Genomic DNA, 24,382 nt, shown 5'->3' with positions numbered 1-24,382 from the left:
TTATTCTGAAATAACGATTCTTACTTTTTCAACACCAGTAGCAGTTTCAACTTCTACAAAGTAAACACCAGAACTATAAGAGCTAGTAGCTATAGTATGACTAGTTACTTCTACATCTTGAATGTAGCTAATAACTTGACCCATATAGTTAGTAACCTTAATAGTAAGGATATCACTAGAAGCTTCAACAGTTACATAATCTTTAGCAGGGTTAGGATAAACAGAGATAATATTCTCTAAATTACCAACACCAACGCCAGGAGTAACACAAGCCTCGTTAGAAGCATCAGACTCACCACAGAATTCGTAGTTAGCTGTTACAGTATAACAAACTTCGTAAGAAGATCCAATGTCATCAGAATAACCAGTAGTTGGCCAGTTTTCTTCAATCATAGTACCATCACGGTAGATATTATATCCTAAGAAACCTCTAGAAGAAGCTCCGAAGTCAAATTTCTCACCTACGTAATTAGGATCAGCTGGAATCATAGCAACACCAGTTTGTCCATTAGAAGTATACTCTGTATAGTCATTAGTGTTAACGTTACCTAAAGCAACTGATTTACCAGCTGAATTAGTTACGAAACCTCTAAGCATCCATGATTGACCACCGATACCATATTGACTTTCAATTGAAGTCCAAGCAGCACCATTATAAGCGAAGAAATCATAAACACCAGATAATGAAACAGAAGCAGGGCTTGTAGGCTCATTTGCAGTTCCACCAGGTCTTTCAACGTAGAAACCAATCCAAAGGTCTTCAGAATTATCAAAAGCAACAGCATCGTCTAATTCAATCTCGTTCCAACCTTCAGATAAAGTACCTGTAACATCTTGTGAATAAAGAACATTCATACCGTCACCAGACATAACTCTAGCTTCAGTTAAATAATCCCCAACACTAGCGCCTTGGAATACAGAAATCTTAGTTACATAACCAGGAGCATATTCTTCTAGCATATCAGGAGTGAATTTAATACCCCAAATTAGGCTATAATCAGAAGCTTCAGCACCAATACCAGTATACTGCATTACATCAGTGTCATAATATAACCACTCAGACTGAGGATCAATAGAACCCCAAGTTAAAGTAGCAGTATATCCATCACCTAATAAGTCTTGAGCAACTAAGTTAGTTGGAGCTACACAGTCTTCTTCAACTGTAGCATCATCACACATTTCACCTTCACAAGATTCCCATGTATGTAGACCATCATCTTCTGTATAAACAGTAGCAGCACAGTATTCGTAAATACCTGGCTCTAAGTCCATATCAACATAGAATGTATCAGCAGCAGGAACGAAAGCGATGAATTCAGCATCTCTATAGATGTTTGTTCCTATTGCAACAGCATCAGAATTAACACTCTTCACATCAATTGCTTGATAAGGAGCATCAATAGCAGGAGCATGAACAGAGTTCAAGTTACGTCCACCAACTGAAGCAATAATACCAGTTTGAGGTTGAGCCATCTTAGATGGAGCACCATAGAAGAAGTTATCAAATAATACAGCAGCACCATTATTGAAGTTATCAGCAACATGCTCGTTAATTGCAACATAGAACTCATCACCTGAGTCTAATAATCCCATATCAACTAAGTCATATGTGTATAACTGCCATCCTAATAAAGAAGTGAATGTCATTTCTTCAACTACTATTGTAAAGTCAGCAACATCAGTTCCTGTAGTAGAGATTAAAATGTCAACATTCTCTAAATAAGAATCAGCATAAGGAACATCCATATAGAAAGCTAATTCGTAACCGTCATAAGCTTCTAACATTGGACTAATTAACCATTGGTCATTAGAACTAGCACCACCTTGTTGCCAAGAAGCATAAGCCATTTGGGCTCCACCTTCTGGACAAGCCACAGCTTCGCCACCATTCCAACCTGGAAGAGGAGTAGTTCCAGCAGCAATTGCTTCGAAACCAGTACCACCGTCAGGGTTAGCTTTCATCCAACCTGCAGGAGGGAATGCACCTTCGAACTCTTCGTAATAGTCAGCTGGACCGCTACCAGAACCGCCACCAATACTTGACCAATTAACAAGAACGTCGTTACTATTTGGAACACCATCAGCATTGAAATAGTTATAAGCAGGGAAACTATCACATGGTAAATAAGTCCAAGTGTAAGCAGCCTTTTCAGAGATACCTGTTGTGTATGCAGCAGCAACCTCAGCTAAGTATGTTGTACCAGAAACTAATTCTTCAGCTTCAACATTACCATACTGATACATTGTTACATCAGTGTTATTAGTGTTAGCACCATCATGATATACTAAGTATTCAACGATAGCTTTAGTTGATTTACCAGTTACGTTAGTAACTACGAAATTATCAACAGCCCAATACCAATCCCAACCTGGAGCTACATAATGGAAACGTACTCTGAATTCAGCGTTAGCATGCTCGGTAACGTCAATCATAACGTGGTCTGGAGCACCCCAAGCACCTAAATCTTCAGCTTGGTGTAATACTAGTACCCACTCAGAACCATTATAAACCTCAACATCAGCAAGTTCTTGAGCTGAAAGGTTATTATAATATTGGTCAAACTCAATAAATAATTCACCAGCAGTTGAAGCATCAATTACAGGAGAAATTAACATTTCATCCATTGTTGAACCAGGTCCAGCACCATCAGAATCAACGAAAGCAAATGGAGTTCCATCTAAATCATTTCCGTTATAGCTAGCTGTCCAAACCCAAGAATCAGATGTAGAACCACCAACAACAACTTCCCATGCATCAAAAGAAGAAGCATCATCGAAAGTCTCAACGAAAGGCATAAATTCAACCTCGTCTAAACCAGTCCAAGTAGCTAAACCTGTAGGAGTAACATATAAGTTACTAGGAACGGCTAACTCTTCAACTAATTCCCATACGAAATTGGTAGTATCATGAATAACAACATCTTCTAAAGCTATAGTTGTGAAACCAAGTTTAGTAACAGTGATATCATAAGTACCTCTACGGAAACCATCGATAGTTTTTAAACCTGAACTAGGAACATTAGCAGTAACATCTTCTAGTTCTTCAACTGTACTAGTGAAAAGAACACTACAAGTAGGAGCATCACCAGAAGAAGTAGTCACTGTCATATTAACTTGAGTTAACATGTCTTTATCCCAACATTCTATAGAGAATGCAGGCTCAGAAGTAACATTATTAGTATAAACAGCTTCAACTGCCCAACTGTAAATACCCCAATCAGCGGTACCCCAAGCGTTGTCAGTAAATTGTGTATCTAAAGTATAACCTAAGAATTCAGCACCTGTTAAGTCTTCACTTCCACAAGCTGTACGATATACATTATATCCCATTAATTCTTTAGCATTCTTAATTGAATTAGGAGTTCTATCTGCATAGAAGTTTTTCAATGCTTCATCAGAAATAGGCATTAATTCAGTTGCTGTATTTCTAGTAGCAGGATAGTTCTTATAAGAACCTTCGCTTAAGTCTACATTACCAATTGCAACTTCTTTACCAGTTTCTGTAGTAGCATAACCTCTTAACATCCAGCTTAACTGAATACCATAAGCAGCTTCCATTGTACCCCAAGCTTCACCATTATAAGAATATAAATCCATAAGGTCAGACTCGAAGCTAATTGGATCACTAATTGGCTCATTATAAGTATCAGCAGGACGTTCAACATACATTGCTATCCATAATGGAGCAGTGTTATCAAAGTCAACAGCTTGATCAAGACTAATAGTAGTCCAACCAGTAAGGTCTAATTCACCAGTTACATCTTGAGTATAAAGAACAGTTTCACCATTCTCACCAGAAAGGATTCTAACTTCAGTTAAGTTATCACCAACATAACCAGTAGTTTCAGCTTGAGCTACTTCTACTTTAGTTACGAATGCTGAACCTAATGCAGCTAAATTTTCTGGCATCACTTTGATAGCCCAAGTAAGGTTATAATCACCTGTAGCAGCACCAAGACCACCATAAACCATATTGTCAGCATCATATGTGAACCACTGCTCAGCAGCTTGCTCACCCCATGTTACTTCAACTTTATTATCAGATAATTCTTCAGCATGTACGTTAGATACAGGATAAGCAAATTCATTCATAGCGAAATCCTTAACTACAGGAGCGCCATAAGCAATTACGATATCCATTTGTGTATCATCATCGTTATATCCATTAGCTACAACTAAATAGTCATAAGTTCCAATAACAACATTTCCAGCATAAGTACCATCTTCGATAGTAGTAAATACAGTTGAATGATCATCGTTAGAAATTGTAACAGTTGCACCTTCGATAGGTAACATAGTGATAGCGTCATATACTAAACCACTAACAGTTCCAAAGATATCTTCAGGAACAACTACATCAGTAGCACAGTTAGCAGTACAAGAAGTCCACTTATGAGTACCACCATCTAATGAATAAACAACCTCAGTACAATAAGTATATGTACCTGGATCAACATTAGCATCTAAGAATTCAGATGCATCAACAGCTACAAAAGCAAGCATTTCACCATTACGGTAAATGTTTGTTCCTAATACTTCGAAATCTGTAGCATTAATAGTTGCAACTGCATCTAACGCATCCCATACAACCATATTATTAGCCGTACCTTCAACATAAGAAGCCATCATACCGTCATTACCTGGGAAAGAATCACAAGGTAAATAAGTCCAAGTATAATTGATTTTTGGAGACCAACCTGTTTCATATTTATTAGCAACTTCAGCTAAATAAGTTTCACCAGAAACCAAGACATTATTTGGGTTATCCCCATATTGATACATTGGCTCCATTACTCCATCAGCAGCAAAGTTACCATCATGCCATACCGTATAATTTAAGAATTCTTTACCAGCAACAGCCATTCCAGAAATCTTAACATTATCTACAGCCCAATAAAATTCATCATCAGCAACATAATGGAATCTAACAGCTAAATCAGCATTTGCATATGAAGTGATATCAATCATTTCATGAGCTGGACTAGTCCAAGAACCAGCATCAGCAGTTTCACCATAAATAGCAACTTGAATCCAATTTGCACCATCAAAAACCTCAACAGTTCCTGATTCAGGACCATTATAACGGTTATAATAATGATCAAATTCTAAGCTTAAGATAGCAGCAGCACTAGCATCCACAGCAGCAGAAGTTAATACTTCGTCAGCAGCAAAACCGCCAGTAGAGCCACTCCAAGAGAATACAAATGCAAATGGACTTCCATCAATAGAACTTGTTCCATATGATTCAACACCTGCCCAAGTATATTCAGCTTCAGTTCCGTTATGAGTAATTGTCCAATCTTCAGAAATACCATCGTCAAAACTCTCGTTCATTAGAGTTACATCTACTAATGCATTAGGATCAACCCAAGTTGCATAACCTAGCGGAGTAACATATAAAGCAGCAGGAGATTCAATAATTTCGATAAGCTCATAGAATAATGCTGTATCGTTATTAATAACGAAAGATTCTCTAATAGTATCAAATTTATCTAAACCTACAGTGATTTCATATAAGTCACCTCTACGTACTGGGAAAGCAGTAGCTAAACCATCGTCTCCAAGAGGTAATTCTGGACCAAATTCTTCTTCAGTTACTGTATTGAACAATGAAATTGTAGTTCCAGCAGGAGAATCATCAGAGTTAGTTGTAACAGTGAAGTCAACTACGATATCCATATCTTTAGCTAAACATACAGAATGTTTAACAGCAGAGTTTTGGTTTGTGTAAAGAACTTCAACACCATATTTATACTCACCCCATACAAGGCCACCCCAGTTGTTGTCGATAAATTGTGTACCATTAATTACATTTCCTAAGAATTCTTGGTTTCCACCATCACAATCAAAACGATATATATTATAAGATAAGATTCCTTTACTTGGCATAACCCAAGAAACTAAAACATCTTCTTCGTTAGCTTGAATAACAGCTGTTACTGAAGTAGGAGCATAAGGATACTCGTCTAATTCGAAGTTATTTGTAACAGTTACATCATAAGCAACGACAACATCATCCATAGAGGCGTTAGAATAACCATCAGCTTCAACAGTAATGTCATAAGTATCTTGCATAACCATACCTTCATATGCACCTACAGCATCAGATGTGAAAACATAAGTTTCACCAGTAGCTGAAGTACTTGCAAAAGTTACAGTAGCACCACTAATAGGTTGACCTGTAGTTAATAACTCAGTAACAACACCATTAACATATCCAGCACCGTTAATCATAACATTTACAGCAGTAGAATGCTCAGATTCACCTTCGTCATAAACTGCAGTTACAGTATAATCATATCCAGTAGTCATATTAAATGGAACATCCATGTCAACATACATTGCTGTAGTTAAAGGATCTGCATTTAACTGAACACCATCACGGAAGATGTTATAACTTAAGAAAACTTTAGAATCTAAAGCATCCCAAGTAATAGTTACATCATTAGTATCAGCAACAACAGCAGTAACACCTTGTGGAATAGAAATTGAAGTTGTGAAACCCCAAACGTCAGCCACAGTAGCAACACCTTGAGTATTTCTCAAGTTAACTTGCCAGAAATACTGAGTATTGTTATCTAAACTACCAACATTATAAGAAGTAGCAACTGGAGCCCAGTCCATAACAACCACTGTTGGAGGATACTCTGTTCCAAATAATACTTGATATTCATCAGCATACATATCAACTTCCCAAGTTAAAGTTACATTAGATGGGTCAACACCTGGAGGTACTGGACCAGCATCTACTGGAGAAGGGTTGAAAGCAATAGCAGGAACTGGCATTGGCACAGAACCGAACATCACATCAAAATCAGTATTACAAGAAGCAACTAAATAATAATTACCAGCAAATAACACTTCATCAACGATAGCTGCACCGTCTACGATAGAATTATCTGTCATAGGACCACCTGTTAAACCAAAGTCAGCAGCATAGATAGCAAAGTTAGCATCAACGTTAGTTGAAGATACATTTACAACATCATCAGTTGTTAATGTAAAAGCATAAACTGCATCTTTAGTACCATCAACTTTAGAAGAAGCTGGAGTATTATAGTTATCCTTAATATCAGCAACGGCAACCGCGTGTGGGAAAGTGATAGTTGCTGCGTCAAATGGGTCTTCAACTACATCACCAGTATTGGCAACATAAGACTCTACATTAATTCTTGCAGTAAATACACTTTTAGAAGCACCAGTAGTAGCTACATAAATAGCTTCGAAAGCACCAGCAGCATCACCGTCGAACATAAATTCAACCTCAGCAGACTCACCTGGCTCAATGTCCATAGGTAAAGATAAAGCTGTGAATTTAAAAGCATCATCAGCATCATCTAAATCACTACCTTTTAAATTAACACCTAAGTTACCAGAACTTACTAATTCAACAGTAGATCCTTCTTGCCATGCACCAACAGCCCACTCATCAAGAGCAAGTACATCAGGATTCAAAGCAAGAGCTGAATAAGCCATAAGCTCACCAGCAACAATGTCTTCATCATCCTTAGAGATGAGAACATCACCATAAGCATTAATGATTTCATAGCTATTTTCAGACTGATAAGATCCACCACCATCATACATAGCAGTGATTTCAGAGCCTTCCATTACAGAAAAAACAAACTCTGCTTCATCACCATCTTCGATGGTAGCATCAGTAACAACGGCAACACCGTCGACATAAACAGTTAAAGAGTTGCCATTCCAGCCATCCCCCCAACTATCATACAAAGCAACTTTCCAATCACTCTGAGCAAACATAGAAGTACCAATAAGCATAAAACTCACTAGCATCAGCCACGTTTTCATTTTTGTAAAATTTTTCATAGAATTAAAAAAATTTAGTTAATAAATATAAAAGAATTGTTTAATTATTCAATTTAAAAATTGGTATTCATAATAATATTCCTATTTGATACAGTTAGTAAAACACTGTAAATCAAATATTTATAGGTTTAGTTCATAGGCTTATCATATTAAATTCACAATTGAGTACGTTATAAGTTTTTTAAAGTTGCATAAATAAGGGCGTAAAAATAGGTATTTCTTTTCACCTATCACACCTATTAACACATTTTTATTAGACAATAGCGCCACCAAAATGGTTGCGTCAGATTGCATAATTAATTAATTATTTTCAAAATTAATGGGCTAACTATTCTAAATAACTCATATACAGAACCTTAAGCACTCACCAAATACTTCGCTAAAATGTGAAAAATATTCTAGATTTGCAAACACATTTAATAATTTATGAAAACTTCATTAAACCCTCTAGCTATACTGATTTTCCTAGCCTTAACACTAATTTGGGGAAGTTCTTTTATCCTCATTAAAAAAGGCCTAATGGTTTTCGATCCTTACCAGCTCGGTAGCCTAAGAATAATCATTACTTTTTTAGCCCTTCTTCCATTTTCTATTCGGTATTTGCGTATGGTAAAAAAGAAAGAGTGGCTAGTCCTTGCTGTTTCAGGTAGTCTTGGCAGCTTTTTTCCCGCCTATTTATTTGCATTGGCTCAACAAGGCGTAAATAGCTCAACGGCTGGGATACTGAATTCATTAACCCCGTTATTTACCCTTAGCATTGGCGTACTTTTCTTCTCATTTAAAGCCAGGTGGTGGAACTATTTTGGAATCATAATAACGTTTATTGGCACTTATGGTCTTTTAACTGTATCAGGAGGACAAGATATTAGCTTTAATGCCAAATATGGTAGCTTAATCATTATTGCCTCATTATTCTATGGAATACAAGTGAATATTATCAAATACCTCTTGAGCCATATACCATCGATTAATTTGGTTGCCATACAATTCTTTATTATTGGATTTCCAGCGCTCATTGTTTTATTTTTCTTTACTAACTTTACTCAAATCGCTTCTTTTGAGCCTGATTTTCTAGAAGGTTTATTATACGTGGGCATCCTCTCATTGGTAGCTACAGCATTGGCATTAATATTATTTTACAGGCTGGTGAAACTAGTAGACCCTGTTTTTTCATCAAGTGTCACCTACTTTATTCCAGCAATAGCAACACTTTGGGGGATTATCGATGGTGAAAAGATAGGCAGCACCTATTTTATATTCGTCACTATCATTTTACTCGGTGTATTCTTAATTAACAATAGAGAATTAAAAATCGTAAAAAGATTTCAAGCCAACAAATAACTATTGTAGGATATCCAATAAGTTTTCTTGCTTAATATAAATTTGCAAAGAGTCCACCAATGTCTGATACTCAACTCTATTAGTAGAATCTACTGGCTTTGCTGGAGTCGATTTCATTTTCAAAGGATTAATTGCAAGGCCATTTCTATAAACGCGAAAATCAAGGTGTGGTCCGGTAGCTAGACCTGTAGCTCCAACATAACCCACTAAATCACCTTGTTTTAATCGCTGACCAACATGAATACCCTTTGCAAAGCCTTTCAAGTGCATATATACTGTAGTATAATTGGCATTGTGCTTTACTTTAATATAATTTCCTCCTCCTCTTTTCTGATAGCCTTTTTTTATAACAGTTCCATCACCAATTGTATAAACTGGAGTTCCACTTGGAGCCGCATAGTCAATCCCATGATGAGGGCGATACTTTTTTAAAACTGGATGAAATCTATTATTACTAAAACCCGAACTAATACGACTGTATCTAAGAGGAGCTTTTAAAAATGTTTTTCTTAGGCTATTTCCCTTTTCATCGAAAAACTCTCCAATGGAATCTTGAACAAAATAATAAGCTTGATAGTCTGTGGAATAATGATTGAAATTAGCGGCATATACATTTCCAATGCCAATAGTATCTTCATCCACAATTAAATGCTCAAAAAGAACATTAAAATGGTCCCCTTTTCTAATTCCAAAAAAATCTACAGTCCAACTGTAAATATCAGAGAGCTCCATGGCCAACTGAGGATTGGCATTTTTCTTTTGCAAGGCTACCCAAAGTGAGGACTCAACAACTCCAGCAACGGTATCTAAAACTCGTCGAACTTCTTTTGCACCCTCCCAAGCCAAAACCGAATCGGCAAATTGAAAAACCACATAATCTACTCGATTTTTCTCATAAATCATATATTCGCATTTGGCAATACTATCATTAGATTTGAGGAGATGATAATTATTCCCTCTTCTAATTTTTTTGACATTAAAAATATCCTTAGAGTTCTCTACTAATTCTAGAATTGAAGAATAAGCAATTCCGTGATCACTTAAAATATCTGAAATATTCTCATTTTTTTTAATCCTAAATGTTTCAATCTCCAACGAATCCACATTTATATTGAAAAACAGATTTTCTTCAAGGGCTACGATATCATTTTCAACATGAAACTCCTCCTGTTGATCGACTTCATTTTTACATGAAACAAAGACTACCACTAAAAGTAGTATAAAAAAATATCTATAATTCATAAATGGATTTTAGTATGGGCCATAACGCAAATTGTTCAAGTTTATTTTTTTTTGAGATAATTCATATGAACAAATCGATGGCTTAAAATAAGGATTAGAAAATAAAAGGCTTATTTTTTGACGGGTTGAATTGGGTATTGAGCCATAATTTCTTTAACGGCTTTTGGAATACCTTTATCTCTTGAAGCGGCATTGTCATCAACAGTTCCTGAACCAACACTTTGCCATATTAATCTCTTTTCTGCTGCAGAGAAAATATCACAAACTAAAGTACCAGTAGTATAATCATACTGATGATAAGATGTAGTAGCAAAGCCACCACCCCATCCGCCATAACCACCATAACCAAAGCCACCATAACCATAGGCTCCACCATAACGGCTGCCATAATAATCGGTATAAGCTGTAGTGGCCGTTTTTTGCTGGGTCACTAAGAATAAAGAAACTTCAACATCACCACCAGTAGCGACATATTTCATACCACGTAATTCAAATTCATGAGCAAAGGCTGCTTCAATTCTTCTTTTATCAAAATCATTAATCAATTCATCACTGTTTTTACTCCATCCCAAATAGGAATAAGTTTTAAACTCTTGGAAATTTACACTACCATCGTATTCGGCAGTAACCTTGATACTACTACAAGAGCTAAAAATAAAAACGATAGCAATCAAACTAAGTAAATAATTCTTCATGGGTATTCAGATTTAATTCATTAATGTAAAGCAAATGTACAATAATATCTTATCTGCCGAAAAATGAGTTCGTCTCAAAATGCAAAGCTTTGTTAATTTTATTTAAAAGACCTCAATAATCATCAATTTTCCACCAAAATTGACAAAACCCTAAGCCTTGTATCTTTTATCTTCTAAATTTGTAAGCCATAAATATGGAATACCATGAACAAAGAACATCACCAGGAATTATTGGCACAATTTATAGAACACTTAGAATATACTGCTTTACAAAATAAGCTATCCTATAGAAAAGGAATGAAAATATATGAGATGGGACAATGTAGACTTATGACATCTAGCACCCATACCTATTCCTTTTCGGTGGAAGATGACTACGAAGACTTTAAAGTAGACATCAAATTTCGCGAGAAGGATATCGACACTCAATGCTCTTGTCACTCCATCAAAAGATGTTCTCATGTATATGCTGCTTCGTTTCAGACCCAACAGGAGATGAGTAGAACATTATTCATCTCTAATGATGATGCCGTTCAATATTCTAGAGATGGGATGATTAAGAGGGTGATTCAGGAAAGAGAAGAGAGAGCTTTAAAAGAAAATTATGAGATGGACTTTGGCGATAATATATTCGGCGAACATCTGCTACGAACAAATCAAAATAAATCATACCATTTGAGTTTTTATGATTTTAAGAAAAGGCTTGGATATTGTTCTTGTCCCGATTACCAAACCAACAAATTGGAGACCTGCAAACATCTAATATATGCTTTCAAAGAGTTCTCCAACCATCACGATATCAGTCAGCTTCCTCAACAAACTTATCCCTTTCTTGAAATATTTAGACATCCATTGAATGATTATCAAATTGCTTGGTTTTATCCACATCAACCTGAGCAAAAAGCTCAAAGCATTCTTGATAAATATTTTAACGAAAAACAGCTATTTAAAAAAGACAAGCTACACCTTCTTCATCACTTTTTGGAGGACATTCAAGACATTAAATCTGTCAATATACGTCCAGAAGTTAAAAGTTATATTTCAAATTATTTTGAGTCTAAATCACTCAGTGAATTATACTCCAACAAAGAAATCCCAGGAAGCCTTCTCAAAAAACCTATATTTGAATACCAGAAGCAAGGAATTCTATTTATCGCTTCAAGAAAAGGGAGCATTCTTGCCGATGAAATTGGACTGGGGAAGACAGCTCAAGCGCTAGGAGCTGCGCTCCTTAAAATAAAATACTCGGGGTTATTAGACATAACCATTCTAGCTCCAAGACACCTTCACCCGCACTGGGAGAAAGAAATGAAAAAATGGATACCTGATGACAAACTTATTTACTTTAACTTAACCTGTTTTGAGAATATTTCACAACATAACAATTGTGACTTTTTAATTATTGATGAAGCGCAAAAAATTGATGATTATGAATCTGGAATCCTTTCCCAAATACACAGGATAGAATACAAACATATCTTACTCATCACAGATAGTAAATTCGAAATTAGCCTGATGAAGTATTATGCCATGTCAGCATTTATCGACAAGTATTTACTTACACCCCTTTGGGAATTATCCTATAAGCATTGCTTATTCGACAGCAGTGACAATAGTAAAATATTGGCCTATCACAACTTAGAAATTATAGCCAAAAAACTAGAGGGAGTATATTTAAGAAGAGAGAAGTCAGAAATACTCAATCAGTTTCCAAAGGCAGACCTAGTAAGAATACCAGTTGATTTGGATAATGAGCTTAAACTAACACAAAGCAACCTTAGTAAAAGGCTTTTAAAATGGGTGAAGCAAGACAGAATCAACCATTACGATTTACTACAATTCAAAAACAATTTTAAACAACTATTAAGTCTAAGCCAGACCACTCGAAACACGGAATCTTCCAATATCGACTATCCAAAACCTAATGAATTTAGACATTTCATTTCTCATAAGCTAAATCTAAATCCAGAGGAAAAAGTGATTATATACGCCTCCTCAAAAACTATACAACATCAGATTCAGAGAATTCTATTGGAAGAACGAAAATCGGCGATAGTATTAGAGGCAGATTCAAACATAAATCCTGATGAATTTCAATTTTTAATCTGTTCAGACCAGTCAGAAATAAAATTACCTGAGGCAGATCATTTCATATATTATCACCTTCCCATACAAAATGGATTTCTACAAGAAAGAATTAAAATACAAACAGAAAACCAAGTAGGCATAGACAAAAGTCGTTTTTACATATTTGAGACTGTATCGAGTTTAGAATCTATCATTTTTCAATGGGAAAACAGCAAACCCTTATTTCTTAAACAGCTCTTGAGTTTTATCACAGAAAAAGATAACCACCATGAATTAAGTCTAAGACTTAAAGAAGAATTAGCTCATGAATTTAAAAATCTTATCCTTAAAGAAGAAGACATAGCGGACCTTTCAATTCAAACCAATCTTTTTGGTGAAAAGTTGAACAAAAAGAGTGCAGTTCAATTAAAACATACAGATAGCAGAAAACATCTAGGTCTAAATGATTTCTTTAATCATATCAGAAAAATCTATCCTGTTTTGGAGAAATTAACTGATGATGAAAAAGACATTATTTTCAATGGGAAAATGAGTTTAAAAGCAGACAAAAATGAAATCATCATTCACCTCAAAAAATCCTAATCAGAATTTCACAAAAAGCACTCTTCTCAAGCATGAAAAAAAACTATATTTGCATCTTGTTTTTTAAAAAAATATGATCGAATGAATTTTGTAGAAGAGTTGACTTGGAGAGGGATGATACACGACATCATGCCCGGAACAGATGAACAAATGGAAAAAGAAATGATTTCTGCTTACGTGGGTATTGATCCAACAGCAGATTCATTACATATTGGCCATTTAGTAGGCGTAATGATGTTGAAACATTTACAAATAGCAGGTCATAAGCCTTTAGCTTTAGTAGGTGGAGCCACAGGTATGATTGGTGATCCAAGTGGGAAATCTGAGGAAAGAAATTTGTTGAACGAGGAAGAATTGCGACATAATGAGGAATGTATTAAAAAGCAACTAAGTAAATTCTTAGACTTTGAAAGCGATATCGTTAATAAAGCCGAAATGGTGAATAATTACGATTGGATGAAAGATTTCAGCTTCTTAGATTTCATCCGCGACATTGGCAAGCATATAACCGTCAACTATATGATGGCTAAAGATTCTGTAAAGAAAAGAATTGGAGCAGACAGTAAAACCGGGATGTCATTTACTGAATTCACTTACCAATTGGTTCAAGGATACGATTTCCTCCATTTATACCAAGAGAAAAACTGTAAATTACAAATGGGTGGTGCCGACCAATGGGGAAACATTACAACGGGAACAGAAATGATTCGTCGTAAAGCCTCTGGAAAAGCATTTGCATTAACTTGTCCGCTGATCACCAAAGCTGATGGTGGAAAATTTGGAAAAACGGAAAGTGGAAACATTTGGTTAGATGCCGAAAGAACTACTCCCTATGCTTTTTATCAATTCTGGTTGAATACTTCTGATGCCGATGCTGAAAAATATATTAAGATCTTTACCTTATTTGGTAAAGAAGAGATTGAAACTTTAATAGCTCGCCATAGTCAAGAACCTCATTTAAGAGAATTACAAAAAACATTAGCCGAAGACATTACTGTTAGAGTTCATGGTCAATCAGAATTTGAAGCTGCTGTAGAAGCCTCTAAAATTCTTTTCGGGAAAGCCACAACTGATGCTTTAAAGAAATTAGACGAGCGTACTTTCTTGGCTGTTTTTGAAGGAGTACCTATGTTTGAGGTTCCGCAAGCTATATTTACTGACGGAATTGGAATCCTCGATTTCTTAGCAGAAGAAACAAAGGTCTTTAATTCCAAAGGAGAAGCACGCCGTATGTTGAAAGACAATGGAGTAGCCATCAACAAAGAAAAAGTAAAAGATACCTATGAGGTTTCTACTTCCGATCTTTTAAATAATAAATACGTATTGGTTCAAAAAGGGAAGAAGAATTATTTCTTGATTAAGATGGCCTAAGAATCATTTATAGAACATTAAAAACATATTAGAGAAAATGATAGAATAAGGTAGATGTCTTTATTCTATCTTTTTTTTATACCCATATTCAATTGACATGAAAGCACTTTATATACACGGACTTCATAGCAATCCAAATCCCGATAAGATAAAAATTTTAGAGGAGGCTGAATTAGAAATTATCGCTCCATTTATTGATTATGACAAGGAACAAGGTGCCGTTTATGAAAGGATAAAGGCTATCGCGGTAGAAGAACAAGTGGAAGTGTTAATTGGTAGTAGCATGGGAGGATTTATTGGCTTTTGGTTAGCAAAGGATTTGCAATTAGCAGCATTACTCTATAATCCAGCATTATATTTTGTATCTCTACAGCCATTCATTCCAAAACTAAAATCCATGTCAAACCCTCCCCTATTCTTTTGCTTAGGGGAGAAAGATGAAAGGGTAAATCCTAAAGAAGTTAAGAATTACCTAGCCAACATTAATCCAAGTGCTGAAAACATCAAAATCGTTAATGCTTCTTGGCTTGAACATGGAATAGATTTAACTACTTTCAGAAGTATGACCGCTTGGTTTTTAGCAGAAACTAAGAAAGTGTAAATCCGCTTCAAGCAGTAATAATCTCAGGGCAAAATTTTGATTGCTTGGTGGTTCTTTATGCGATAAAACAATCCAAAACTACAGCTTATGTGAACTGTGTTACTGGTCTAAATAAAAGCAATATCACAAAACTCCCAAAGAAGACACAAAACATAAACCCTCTATGTTTTTCTTAGTGGTTTTTGTGACTCCTTCGTGTTACTTTGTACAATAACAAAAATTCATTTATTAAATCCAGCGCAATGCCAATATCTTCTCTAGATATTCTGCATCAACTTCGTCAAAAGAGTTTTTATCGGCACTATCCACATCTAAAACCCCATAGATTTCTCCTTCTTTATTTCTTAAAGGAATCACAACTTCACTATTAGAACGAGAGTCACAGGCAATATGATCTGGGAAATCATGAACATCCTGCACCACCAAAGTCTTTTGCTGATTGATAGCTGCCCAACAAACACCTTTGTCTTTAGCCAATCGCATACAAGCCACTGGACCCTGATAATGGTCTACTAATAATTCACCATCTTTTAACAAATAATAGCCAGTCCAGAAAAAGTAATCCATCTTATTATGAAGCAATGCTATGATGGTCGCTCTTCTAGAAGGTTCATGCTCACAGGTGGCCATCAATTTCTCTATTTGTGAAAAAAGCCGCTGATAGCGGCCTTCTTTTTTCTTTTTATCCATTGGACAAATATATTATTTTTGGATTTTCAAATCAGAAAATATTCTGTTAAAAATGGAAACTGAAAGTAAGTTGACCTATTGGACCTATCTTAGTTTCAAAACCACCCTGTCGAGTCTTTTGTTCAGTATCATTTAAACTATTCTTATTCACATTTTTAGTGGCATACCCCTCTAATAATATATGATATTCAGTAGAAACAGAAAACATTGGGCTTATAAAATACTTGAACCCTAGAAATGGCTTCACACCATAAGTAAAAGTACCTTGTGTATTTTCAACAGTATAATCGGAACCTTCATAATTGGCATATCGGTATGATTCTGTGGCGATAGCTTCAATAGAAATAGTGGCATCTAATCCATAAAAGATTTGAGTTCTACCCAAATTACTATGCCATTCGTATCCAGCAGAAATTCTTTCTTTATGAGAGGCAAACTTCGAATCATCTTTATAATCATCACTACCATCTTGAATTTGATATTTCTGTGCTCTTGTTGCAATATTAACTTTTATTCTTATAGCGCCCTTTGTAAAATGGTGCTTATAACCTAAGCCCAAAGTTGGCCCATAGCTAATCTGAGGAAAATAATACTCAGAACTCATGTCATACAAATACAGATCAGTAAAAAGATTGTTTTTGGCAAAAATGTCATCAATTTGAACATTGAATTCATTTTTCTTTTGGAAATAATTGGTTTCTTGTGCTGATATATTCAAATTAAAAAACATAAGAGCAATTAGAGATAATAAAATTGTTTTTTTCATGTGTTTGTTTTTAAATACTAATTGATAATTTTTACAAATATATCAAAATACTAGTATATAAAAAAGCGTCCAAAGATTCCACTTTGGACGCTAATATTATTATTGAAGCAGATTAAATATCGAACTTAATACCCTGAGCTAAAGGCAAACTAGAACCATAATTAACACTATTGGTTTGGCGACGCATATATACCTTCCAAGCGTCAGAGCCTGACTCACGTCCTCCTCCCGTATCCTTTTCTCCACCAAAAGCACCACCAATTTCAGCACCTGATGTTCCAAGGTTTACATTGGCAATGCCACAATCGGAACCAGCAACAGAAAGGAATGTTTCTGCTTCGCGCATATCTAATGTAAAACATGCAGAAGACAAACCTTGTGGCACATCGTTCTGTATAGCTATTGCATTATGAATATCGCCAGAGTATTTGATAAAATACACAATTGGTGCAAAAGTCTCATCTTGAACAATTTCATAATGGTTCTCAGCTTCAGCAATACAAGGCATCACATAGTTTCCGCTTTCGAAACCAGGTCCTTCTAAAACTTCACCACCAAAGATTACTTTACCACCTTCTTTCTCTACTTGTTCCACTGCATTTCTGAATAGCTCAACTGAACCATTGTCAATCAGTGGTCCAATCAAATGACTTTCATCAAGAGGATCCCCAATCTTTGGTTTTAATCCTTCATAAGCATGGACAAATTTCTCTTTAACCTCCTCATAAATATCTTCGTGAATAATCACTCTCCGTGTTGAGGTACAACGCTGTCCAGCTGTACCAACAGTTCCAAATACAGTAGACATAATGGCCATCTGCAAATCAGCATTTGGTGTGATAATTACTGCATTATTCCCACCTAATTCGAGAATGGTTTTCCCTAGTCTTTTGCCTACAATTCCTCCTACTCTCTTACCAACAGCAGTTGAACCAGTAATCGACATCAAGGCAACTCTTTTATCAGCAATGAAATTGTCTCCCATAACTGAAGATTTTGCCACTACCAAATTGAATACCCCTTCTGGGACATTATTATCAATTAAAACTTGTTTAATAATATGCTGAGTGGCTAAAGCTGTGATTGGAGTTTTAGAGCTTGGTTTCCAGATGACCACATCACCAGCAATGGCTGCTAAAGCAGAGTTCCATGCCCAAACAGCAACGGGGAAATTATAAGAAGTAACAATTCCCACAATTCCCAATGGATGATATTGCTCAGACAAACGGTGATTTGGTCTTTCAGATTGTAAGTTAATACCATTCATCAATCTCGCTTGACCTACCGCAAAATCACAGATATCTATCATTTCCTGAACTTCTCCAAGACCTTCCTGATAGGTTTTTCCCATTTCTAAAGTCACCAGAGCGCCTAAGTCTTCTTTATTTTCTCTTAGGGCAATTCCTATTTTACGAACAATCTCGGCGCGCTCTGGAGCAGGAACCATTCGCCAAACCTTAAAAGCTGATTGTGCTTTTTGCACCACCATTTCGTAATCTTCAATAGTGCCATTCTGAACTTTTGCTATTTCCTTTCCATCAATTGGGGAAACAGAATTACTTATATTACCTACAGTTTCATACCACTGAGCTCCAGTAGAAACACCTTTATTTATTTTTTTGATACCCAAGCTTTTGAGAATGCCTGGAATGCTAATATTTTTCATTTATATATAATTTATTTTTTCGAACGGCAAATGTATACTGATTAGAAAAGATAGTTGGTGAATAAATTCCTAATAGAATGTGAAATAATCGATAGTCTACAAGTTTAAAATGGTCGATAACGAACAGTCCATGTTAGTCCCCGAACATAAAAAATGTTAAAGTAAAGCCTCTTAAAAAGGCAAAGCACTGAGGTCATGTATATTAAGTATAATGGTATGATTATAGATAAAAGAAGAAAAACGAATTTTATGATTTCGCTCAAAAACATCAACAAATCTTATTCTATAGGTTCCAATAAATTACACGTTCTGAAAGGTATTAACCTTGGGATTGAAAAAGGAGAATTGGTGTCCATTATGGGCTCCTCTGGTTCAGGAAAATCTACTATGCTTAACATTCTTGGTATACTCGACAATTATGACATGGGAGAATATTATTTAAATGGCAAGTTGATTCAAAATATGAGCGAAAAAAAAGCAGCACATTATAGAAATGAAATGCTGGGATTCGTGTTTCAATCTTTCAACCTCATCTCTTTTAAAAACGCCATGGAAAACGTTGCACTACCTCTTTATTACCAGAAAGTCAGTCGCAAGAAAAGAAACATCCTAGCTATGGAATATTTGGATAAGATGGGACTTAAAGAATGGGCTTTACACATGCCTAATGAATTATCAGGTGGACAAAAACAAAGATTAGCCATTGCAAGAGCACTAATTGCTCAACCTAAAGTAATTCTAGCCGATGAGCCAACAGGAGCACTTGATACCAATACATCCTATGAAGTGATGAAGATTCTGAAAGAGATAAACGACGATGGTATTACCATTATTTTGGTTACTCATGAAAGTGATATTGCGGCCATGACTAATCGTATCATTCGATTGAAAGATGGAGTGATAGAAAAGAATATTTATAATGGCGACTTAAAAAATTTCAGAACTCAAAACCTGTTGAATGAAAACGAAGTACAGAAAATTCATGAAACTCTCATATAGCATCAAAACAAGTATACCATGAAAACAAAAAGTCCTTTAAACACAAACTCCGTAGATAAAGCTCCCGATACATTAAGTGTATTGAGGGAGCATTATCTGCACATCGCCAAAGCCAGTGCTCAGATGATTAACTCATCAGAGATTAAAAGCTGGATGCAATACCGAAATAAAGTTGATCAGATTTTATTCCAAAACTAAAACCCATCCCTATGTTTGATCTGGATAAATGGCAAGAAATATTTGAAACCATCAAGAAAAATAAGTTAAGAACCATCTTGACTGGTTTTAGTGTGGCTTGGGGTATATTTATGCTGATCATCCTCTTAGGTTCTGGTTATGGCCTCGAAAACGGAGTCAAAAAAGAATTTGAAGGAGATGCTGTAAACTACCTTTCTATTAATGGTGGAGTAACCAGTAAACCATATAAAGGAATGAAACCTGGTCGATTTATCCAGTTTAAAAACGAAGATCACGACATCTTGGCGGGCTTGAGTAATGTAGACATGTCAGCGAGCAGAACAAGACTTTGGAGAATAAGCACCATCAATTACAAACAACAATACGGCACCTTCGATGTTTTCGCTATTTCTCCAGACTATAAATATGTAGAAGATTTAACTATGATATCTGGTAGATTTTTAAACAAAAACGACCAAGATAAAACTAGAAAAGTAGCTTCTTTAGGAAGAATTGTATATGAGGAGCTCTTCAAAGGAGAACCAGCTATAGATAAATACATCAATATTGGAGGAGTGCCATTTAAAGTAATAGGAGTATTCAACGATCCGGGTTCCGATCGTGATTTACAGCGAATCTACATTCCAACCAGTACAGGTCAACGGGTATTTGGAATGGGTGAAAGAGTGAATTCTATCCAACTGATGCTTGGAGATGCTAGCGTTGAAGAAAGCTACCAAACCGTAAGTGAAATAAAGTCCTCCATGTCGGATAAATTCAAATTCGACCCCAGTGATACTCGAGCACTTTTCATTTTTAATAGTATTGAGAATTATCAGCAATTTATGAATCTATTTGCCAGTATTAGAATTTTCATCTGGTTTATTGGCATAGGAACCATTATAGCTGGAATAGTAGGCGTGAGTAATATCATGATGATTGTAGTAAAAGAAAGAACCAAAGAAATTGGAGTAAGAAAAGCTTTAGGCGCGACACCTTGGTCTATCGTAAGTTTAATTCTTCAAGAGTCAATCATGATTACCGCTTTTGCAGGATATGTAGGACTGGTGTTGGGAGTCGGATTATTAGAGCTCATCTCTGGAAGTTTCTCTGGAGATAGTTATTTTGCCAATCCTGAGATAAATATAAATGTAGCATTAGGCGCTACCATCATACTCATTATTGCTGGGGCTTTAGCTGGATTTGTTCCTGCACGAAAAGCTGCTTCCGTTAAACCTGTTATTGCACTTAGAGACGAATAAGAAAGAAAAGCTATGAACTTCATCAATACAGATAAACTTCAGGAGATTTGGTTTACTATCAAACAAAATAAGCTGCGTACTTTCTTTACCGCTTTTGGAGTTTCATGGGGTATCTTTATGCTAGTGGTTATGCTTGGAGCTGGTAAAGGTCTTCATAATGGTGTGAGTACTGGAATGGGCGACATGGCCACCAATAGTATGTTTATGTGGGGCAATAGAACTACCGTTCCTTATAAGGGATTTCCTAGAGGTCGATTTGTTCAATTCGAAAATGAAGACACCAAAGCTCTAATCGATCAATTACCAGAGATAGAATACATAGCACCAAGGCTTCAAGTATTTGCTGCTCAAGGCCAAAACAATGTGGTTCGTAAAGAAAGAACAGCTGCCTATTCCATACAAGGTGATTATCCAGATTATAATAAAATAGATCCATCAAATATTCTTCAAGGTCGTTTTATCAATAATAATGACATTATCGACAAAAGAAAGGTGGTTGTTATTGGTGTTAGGGTTTTGGAAGAGATGTTCGATAAAGATGAAAACCCAATTGGTGAAAACATAAAAATTAGAGGAGTCTATTTTAGAGTGGTGGGAGTGTGTAGTTCAAAGAAAAATGACCAACAAGCCGAACAAGAAAACCAGCAAATATTTATGCCATTTACCACCATGCAATCTACCTATAATATGGGGAATCGAGTGGGCTGGTATTCTATAACAGCTAAGGAAGGGGCTTCCGCTGCTGAACTTTTGGAGAAAGCCAAGGTAGTTATAAAAAGTCGTCATTCAATTGCACCAGAAGATGGACGTGCCATTGGATCTTTTAATGTGGAAGAAGAATATTTAAAAATGGCTAGGCTATTTATCGGAATCAATGGATTGATATGGATAGTAGGCATTGGAACTTTATTTGCTGGAGTTATTGGCGTAAGTAATATCATGCTCATCATTGTAAAAGAAAGAACCAAAGAAATTGGAGTACAAAGAGCCTTAGGTGCAACTCCTTGGCATATCAGAAAGCAAATCATCATAGAATCGGTATTATTAACTTCGGTATCTGGTTATATTGGTTTGGTTGCTGGAGTTGGATTATTAGAATTGATAAACTATGCATTGATCGCTTTTGGGGCCAATACTGATATGTTTGCCCATCCAGAAGTTGATTTTGAAAAAGCAGTTACCGCCTTAATCATATTGGTTGTTTCTGGTGCCATAGCAGGATTAATACCAGCAAACAGAGCAGTGAGTATAAAACCAATTGATGCATTACGAGATGAATAATAACAGAGATAATAAATAAAACATAGAATAATGAAAACCTTCTTAAAAGTATTTTTAGTTTTAGTAGTCTTAGGGATTTTTGGATACACCCTTTATTTCCTTTGGGAAAAATCGCAAGAACAGCCTGTGGTATTTGAAACGGCTCAAGCTAGCGAATTAGATATTATTAAAAAAACCACAGCCACAGGTTCTGTTAAACCTAGAAAAGAAATTGAAATTAAACCAAAAGTTTCTGGTATTATCGAAGAGATTTATGTGGAGGAAGGCCAGATATTAAAGAAAGGTGATTTAATAGCTCGAGTAAAAATCATCCCTAATATGGTGAATTTGAATAATGCAGAATCACGAGTGGATAGAGCTAAGATTCAGCTGACTTTTAATAAAACAGTATATGACCGCCAAAAGGAACTTTATGAAAAAGGAGTCATTGCTCTTTCTGAGTTTGAACAAGCGGAAACCACCTTTCAGAATTCTCAAGAAGAAGTGGAAGCTGCCATCGACAATTTGGAACTGATTCGTGATGGACAAACCAGCAATTCCAATAGCAATACAAATACACTAATCCGATCTACTATTGAGGGAATGCTATTGGAAATCCCAGTGGAAGAAGGCAACAGTGTCATCGAAAGTAACACTTTTAACGATGGAACTACCATTGCCACTGTTGCTGATATGGGAGAAATGATTTTCGAAGGAAAAATTGACGAGTCAGAGGTGGGCAAGATAAAAGAAGGCATGCCCCTTATCCTTACCATTGGTGCTATTGAAGATGTGGAATTCGAAGCCATATTAGAGCATATTTCTCCTAAGGGAGTGGAAGAAAATGGTGCCGTACAGTTTGAAATTCGAGCTCAAGTTACCCTCCGTGAAGACTACTTTATTAGAGCAGGTTATAGTGCTAATGCTGCTATTGTACTCGACCGTCGGGATCAAGTTTTAGCCATTAGCGAAAGCCTACTCAGCTTTGAAAATGATACCATTTTTGTGGAAGTAGAAACCTCCCCTCAAGTTTTTGAAAAACGCATTATCAAAACTGGACTTAGTGACGGTATTAACATCGAAATTTTAAATGGTTTAACAAAAGAAGAAAATATCAAGAGACTTAATTAACAGAGGTGTTTTAATTCACAAAGTGTTAACATCATAGGATTCTTAATCCAAAATTATTTCTAGAATAATTTGAAATAGAGAGTTGCTCCGCAGCTCTCTATTTTTTTATTATATTTACAGCATCATTTTTCGGGAATCTTTCAAAAATGCATATATGAAAACACAATTATTCCTTTGGCTTAGCATACTCCCATTTTTTCTATTCGGGCAAATCAGCTCAGAAAGCATGAAATCGAATATTCAATCAAACGATCTCCTCATGTTTGGTGGTTCTGATTTAATTAAAGTGGAGGGGCAAACTTATATTGCAGGGGTTAGTGCAGTTGATGTTGGAACTAAAAAGATGTCCTCTCTAGTCAGAGTTGGAAAGATAAAAGCCGAAAGAGAAATTGTCATTTTTATCAATGGATCAAATATCACCTCTTCCACAGAATCATATATCAAAGAAGAACTAACTACAATAAATGATTCAAGCTCCATCTCTACTGTAGATACTTTTGTAGAATCTATTCGAGAAGAAGCCGATGGTTTTGTAAAAGCTATGAAACCAGCCGGATATTGGTATTCCGAAGATAAATCTGTTTTTTATTATGCCATTTATAAAGAAGTAAACCTTAAATAAAATCATAGGGTTACCCATTTAAGTCTCGTGTAATTTAATCGAAGCGTAAGCAATCGGTT

The 24,382-nt window shown here is 35.8% G+C and carries 16 protein-coding genes; 10 read left to right on the top strand and 6 right to left on the bottom strand.

The features are described from left to right. Nucleotides 1-7,812 (bottom strand): T9SS-dependent choice-of-anchor J family protein, encoded by a 7,812-nt coding sequence (locus tag HNS38_RS02875; RefSeq protein WP_172345951.1) that lies wholly within the window; start codon nucleotides 7,810-7,812, stop codon nucleotides 1-3. Nucleotides 7,813-8,256: 444 nt separating this feature from the next. On the opposite strand from HNS38_RS02875, the gene HNS38_RS02870 reads away from it, so the two are divergent. After that, nucleotides 8,257-9,171: a DMT family transporter gene (locus tag HNS38_RS02870; protein ID WP_172282822.1), complete on the top strand. Its 915-nt coding sequence runs from the start codon at nucleotides 8,257-8,259 to the stop codon at nucleotides 9,169-9,171. On the opposite strand, the gene HNS38_RS02865 is transcribed toward HNS38_RS02870, so the two are convergent. Continuing rightward, on the bottom strand, nucleotides 9,172-10,413 hold the full coding sequence (locus tag HNS38_RS02865; RefSeq protein ID WP_172282819.1) for a M23 family metallopeptidase: 1,242 nt from the start codon (nucleotides 10,411-10,413) through the stop codon (nucleotides 9,172-9,174). It abuts the gene before it with no gap. 110 nt (nucleotides 10,414-10,523) lie between these two features. Continuing rightward, complete coding sequence (locus HNS38_RS02860; protein WP_172282817.1) at nucleotides 10,524-11,108, bottom strand: DUF4136 domain-containing protein; 585 nt, start codon at nucleotides 11,106-11,108, stop codon at nucleotides 10,524-10,526. Between the two features lie 204 nt (nucleotides 11,109-11,312). On the opposite strand from HNS38_RS02860, the gene HNS38_RS02855 reads away from it, so the two are divergent. The 3 genes from HNS38_RS02855 to HNS38_RS02845 all read left to right on the top strand — a co-directional run bounded on the left by HNS38_RS02855 (nucleotide 11,313) and on the right by HNS38_RS02845 (nucleotide 15,750). Further along, nucleotides 11,313-13,778, top strand: a complete 2,466-nt coding sequence (locus tag HNS38_RS02855; protein ID WP_172282814.1) for an SNF2-related protein — start codon at nucleotides 11,313-11,315, stop codon at nucleotides 13,776-13,778. 81 nt (nucleotides 13,779-13,859) lie between these two features. Beyond that, entirely contained in the window at nucleotides 13,860-15,149 is a 1,290-nt protein-coding gene (gene tyrS / locus HNS38_RS02850) for a tyrosine--tRNA ligase (protein WP_172282812.1), read from the top strand. A gap of 97 nt (nucleotides 15,150-15,246) precedes the next feature. Further along, complete coding sequence (locus HNS38_RS02845) at nucleotides 15,247-15,750, top strand: YqiA/YcfP family alpha/beta fold hydrolase (RefSeq protein WP_172282810.1); 504 nt, start codon at nucleotides 15,247-15,249, stop codon at nucleotides 15,748-15,750. Nucleotides 15,751-15,978: 228 nt separating this feature from the next. Here HNS38_RS02845 and HNS38_RS02840 read toward each other — a convergent pair whose 3' ends face one another. From HNS38_RS02840 to HNS38_RS02830, 3 genes are all read right to left on the bottom strand, one after another. Next, nucleotides 15,979-16,440, bottom strand: coding sequence for a GAF domain-containing protein (locus HNS38_RS02840; RefSeq protein ID WP_172282808.1), 462 nt, complete (start codon nucleotides 16,438-16,440; stop codon nucleotides 15,979-15,981). A gap of 46 nt (nucleotides 16,441-16,486) precedes the next feature. Then, the gene (locus tag HNS38_RS02835; protein ID WP_172282806.1) at nucleotides 16,487-17,206 is read right to left on the bottom strand and encodes a hypothetical protein; all 720 of its coding nucleotides are present in this window, start codon (nucleotides 17,204-17,206) and stop codon (nucleotides 16,487-16,489) included. A 112-nt stretch (nucleotides 17,207-17,318) separates the two neighbouring features. After that, complete coding sequence (locus HNS38_RS02830) at nucleotides 17,319-18,872, bottom strand: aldehyde dehydrogenase family protein (protein WP_172282804.1); 1,554 nt, start codon at nucleotides 18,870-18,872, stop codon at nucleotides 17,319-17,321. A 249-nt stretch (nucleotides 18,873-19,121) separates the two neighbouring features. Here HNS38_RS02830 and HNS38_RS02825 point away from each other — a divergent pair, with 249 nt between their 5' ends. From HNS38_RS02825 to HNS38_RS02800, 6 genes are all read left to right on the top strand, one after another. Then, nucleotides 19,122-19,871 carry an ABC transporter ATP-binding protein gene (locus tag HNS38_RS02825; protein ID WP_172282830.1) on the top strand — a complete coding sequence of 250 codons (750 nt, stop codon included), beginning with the start codon at nucleotides 19,122-19,124 and terminating at the stop codon, nucleotides 19,869-19,871. An 18-nt stretch (nucleotides 19,872-19,889) separates the two neighbouring features. Further along, a complete protein-coding gene (locus tag HNS38_RS02820; RefSeq protein WP_172282802.1) occupies nucleotides 19,890-20,069 on the top strand; it encodes a hypothetical protein in 180 nt (59 codons plus the stop codon). 11 nt (nucleotides 20,070-20,080) lie between these two features. Then, complete coding sequence (locus HNS38_RS02815) at nucleotides 20,081-21,310, top strand: ABC transporter permease (protein WP_172282800.1); 1,230 nt, start codon at nucleotides 20,081-20,083, stop codon at nucleotides 21,308-21,310. Nucleotides 21,311-21,322: 12 nt separating this feature from the next. Next, nucleotides 21,323-22,591, top strand: a complete 1,269-nt coding sequence (locus HNS38_RS02810; RefSeq protein ID WP_172345950.1) for an ABC transporter permease — start codon at nucleotides 21,323-21,325, stop codon at nucleotides 22,589-22,591. Between the two features lie 30 nt (nucleotides 22,592-22,621). Further along, the gene (locus tag HNS38_RS02805; RefSeq protein ID WP_172345949.1) at nucleotides 22,622-23,701 is read left to right on the top strand and encodes an efflux RND transporter periplasmic adaptor subunit; all 1,080 of its coding nucleotides are present in this window, start codon (nucleotides 22,622-22,624) and stop codon (nucleotides 23,699-23,701) included. A gap of 154 nt (nucleotides 23,702-23,855) precedes the next feature. Further along, a complete protein-coding gene (locus HNS38_RS02800; protein ID WP_172282794.1) occupies nucleotides 23,856-24,323 on the top strand; it encodes a hypothetical protein in 468 nt (155 codons plus the stop codon). Nucleotides 24,324-24,382: the final 59 nt, after the last annotated feature.

It is taken from the genome of Lentimicrobium sp. L6 (assembly GCF_013166655.1).
Taxonomy (GTDB): domain Bacteria; phylum Bacteroidota; class Bacteroidia; order Bacteroidales; family UBA12170; genus UBA12170.
Note: the sequence above shows the minus strand (reverse complement) of the source record. Positions and strands in the feature narration are given on the sequence as shown.

Coding starts and splice junctions, on each gene's coding strand:
- HNS38_RS02825 (WP_172282830.1), top strand. CDS start 19,122: ATGATTTCGCTCAAAAACATCAACAAATCTTATTCTATAGGTTCCAAT.
- HNS38_RS02845 (WP_172282810.1), top strand. CDS start 15,247: ATGAAAGCACTTTATATACACGGACTTCATAGCAATCCAAATCCCGAT.
- HNS38_RS02870 (WP_172282822.1), top strand. CDS start 8,257: ATGAAAACTTCATTAAACCCTCTAGCTATACTGATTTTCCTAGCCTTA.
- HNS38_RS02860 (WP_172282817.1), bottom strand. CDS start 11,108: ATGAAGAATTATTTACTTAGTTTGATTGCTATCGTTTTTATTTTTAGC.
- HNS38_RS02865 (WP_172282819.1), bottom strand. CDS start 10,413: ATGAATTATAGATATTTTTTTATACTACTTTTAGTGGTAGTCTTTGTT.
- HNS38_RS02840 (WP_172282808.1), bottom strand. CDS start 16,440: ATGGATAAAAAGAAAAAAGAAGGCCGCTATCAGCGGCTTTTTTCACAA.
- HNS38_RS02810 (WP_172345950.1), top strand. CDS start 21,323: ATGAACTTCATCAATACAGATAAACTTCAGGAGATTTGGTTTACTATC.
- HNS38_RS02820 (WP_172282802.1), top strand. CDS start 19,890: ATGAAAACAAAAAGTCCTTTAAACACAAACTCCGTAGATAAAGCTCCC.
- HNS38_RS02875 (WP_172345951.1), bottom strand. CDS start 7,812: ATGAAAACGTGGCTGATGCTAGTGAGTTTTATGCTTATTGGTACTTCT.
- HNS38_RS02835 (WP_172282806.1), bottom strand. CDS start 17,206: ATGAAAAAAACAATTTTATTATCTCTAATTGCTCTTATGTTTTTTAAT.
- HNS38_RS02815 (WP_172282800.1), top strand. CDS start 20,081: ATGTTTGATCTGGATAAATGGCAAGAAATATTTGAAACCATCAAGAAA.
- HNS38_RS02800 (WP_172282794.1), top strand. CDS start 23,856: ATGAAAACACAATTATTCCTTTGGCTTAGCATACTCCCATTTTTTCTA.
- HNS38_RS02855 (WP_172282814.1), top strand. CDS start 11,313: ATGAACAAAGAACATCACCAGGAATTATTGGCACAATTTATAGAACAC.
- tyrS (WP_172282812.1), top strand. CDS start 13,860: ATGAATTTTGTAGAAGAGTTGACTTGGAGAGGGATGATACACGACATC.
- HNS38_RS02805 (WP_172345949.1), top strand. CDS start 22,622: ATGAAAACCTTCTTAAAAGTATTTTTAGTTTTAGTAGTCTTAGGGATT.
- HNS38_RS02830 (WP_172282804.1), bottom strand. CDS start 18,872: ATGAAAAATATTAGCATTCCAGGCATTCTCAAAAGCTTGGGTATCAAA.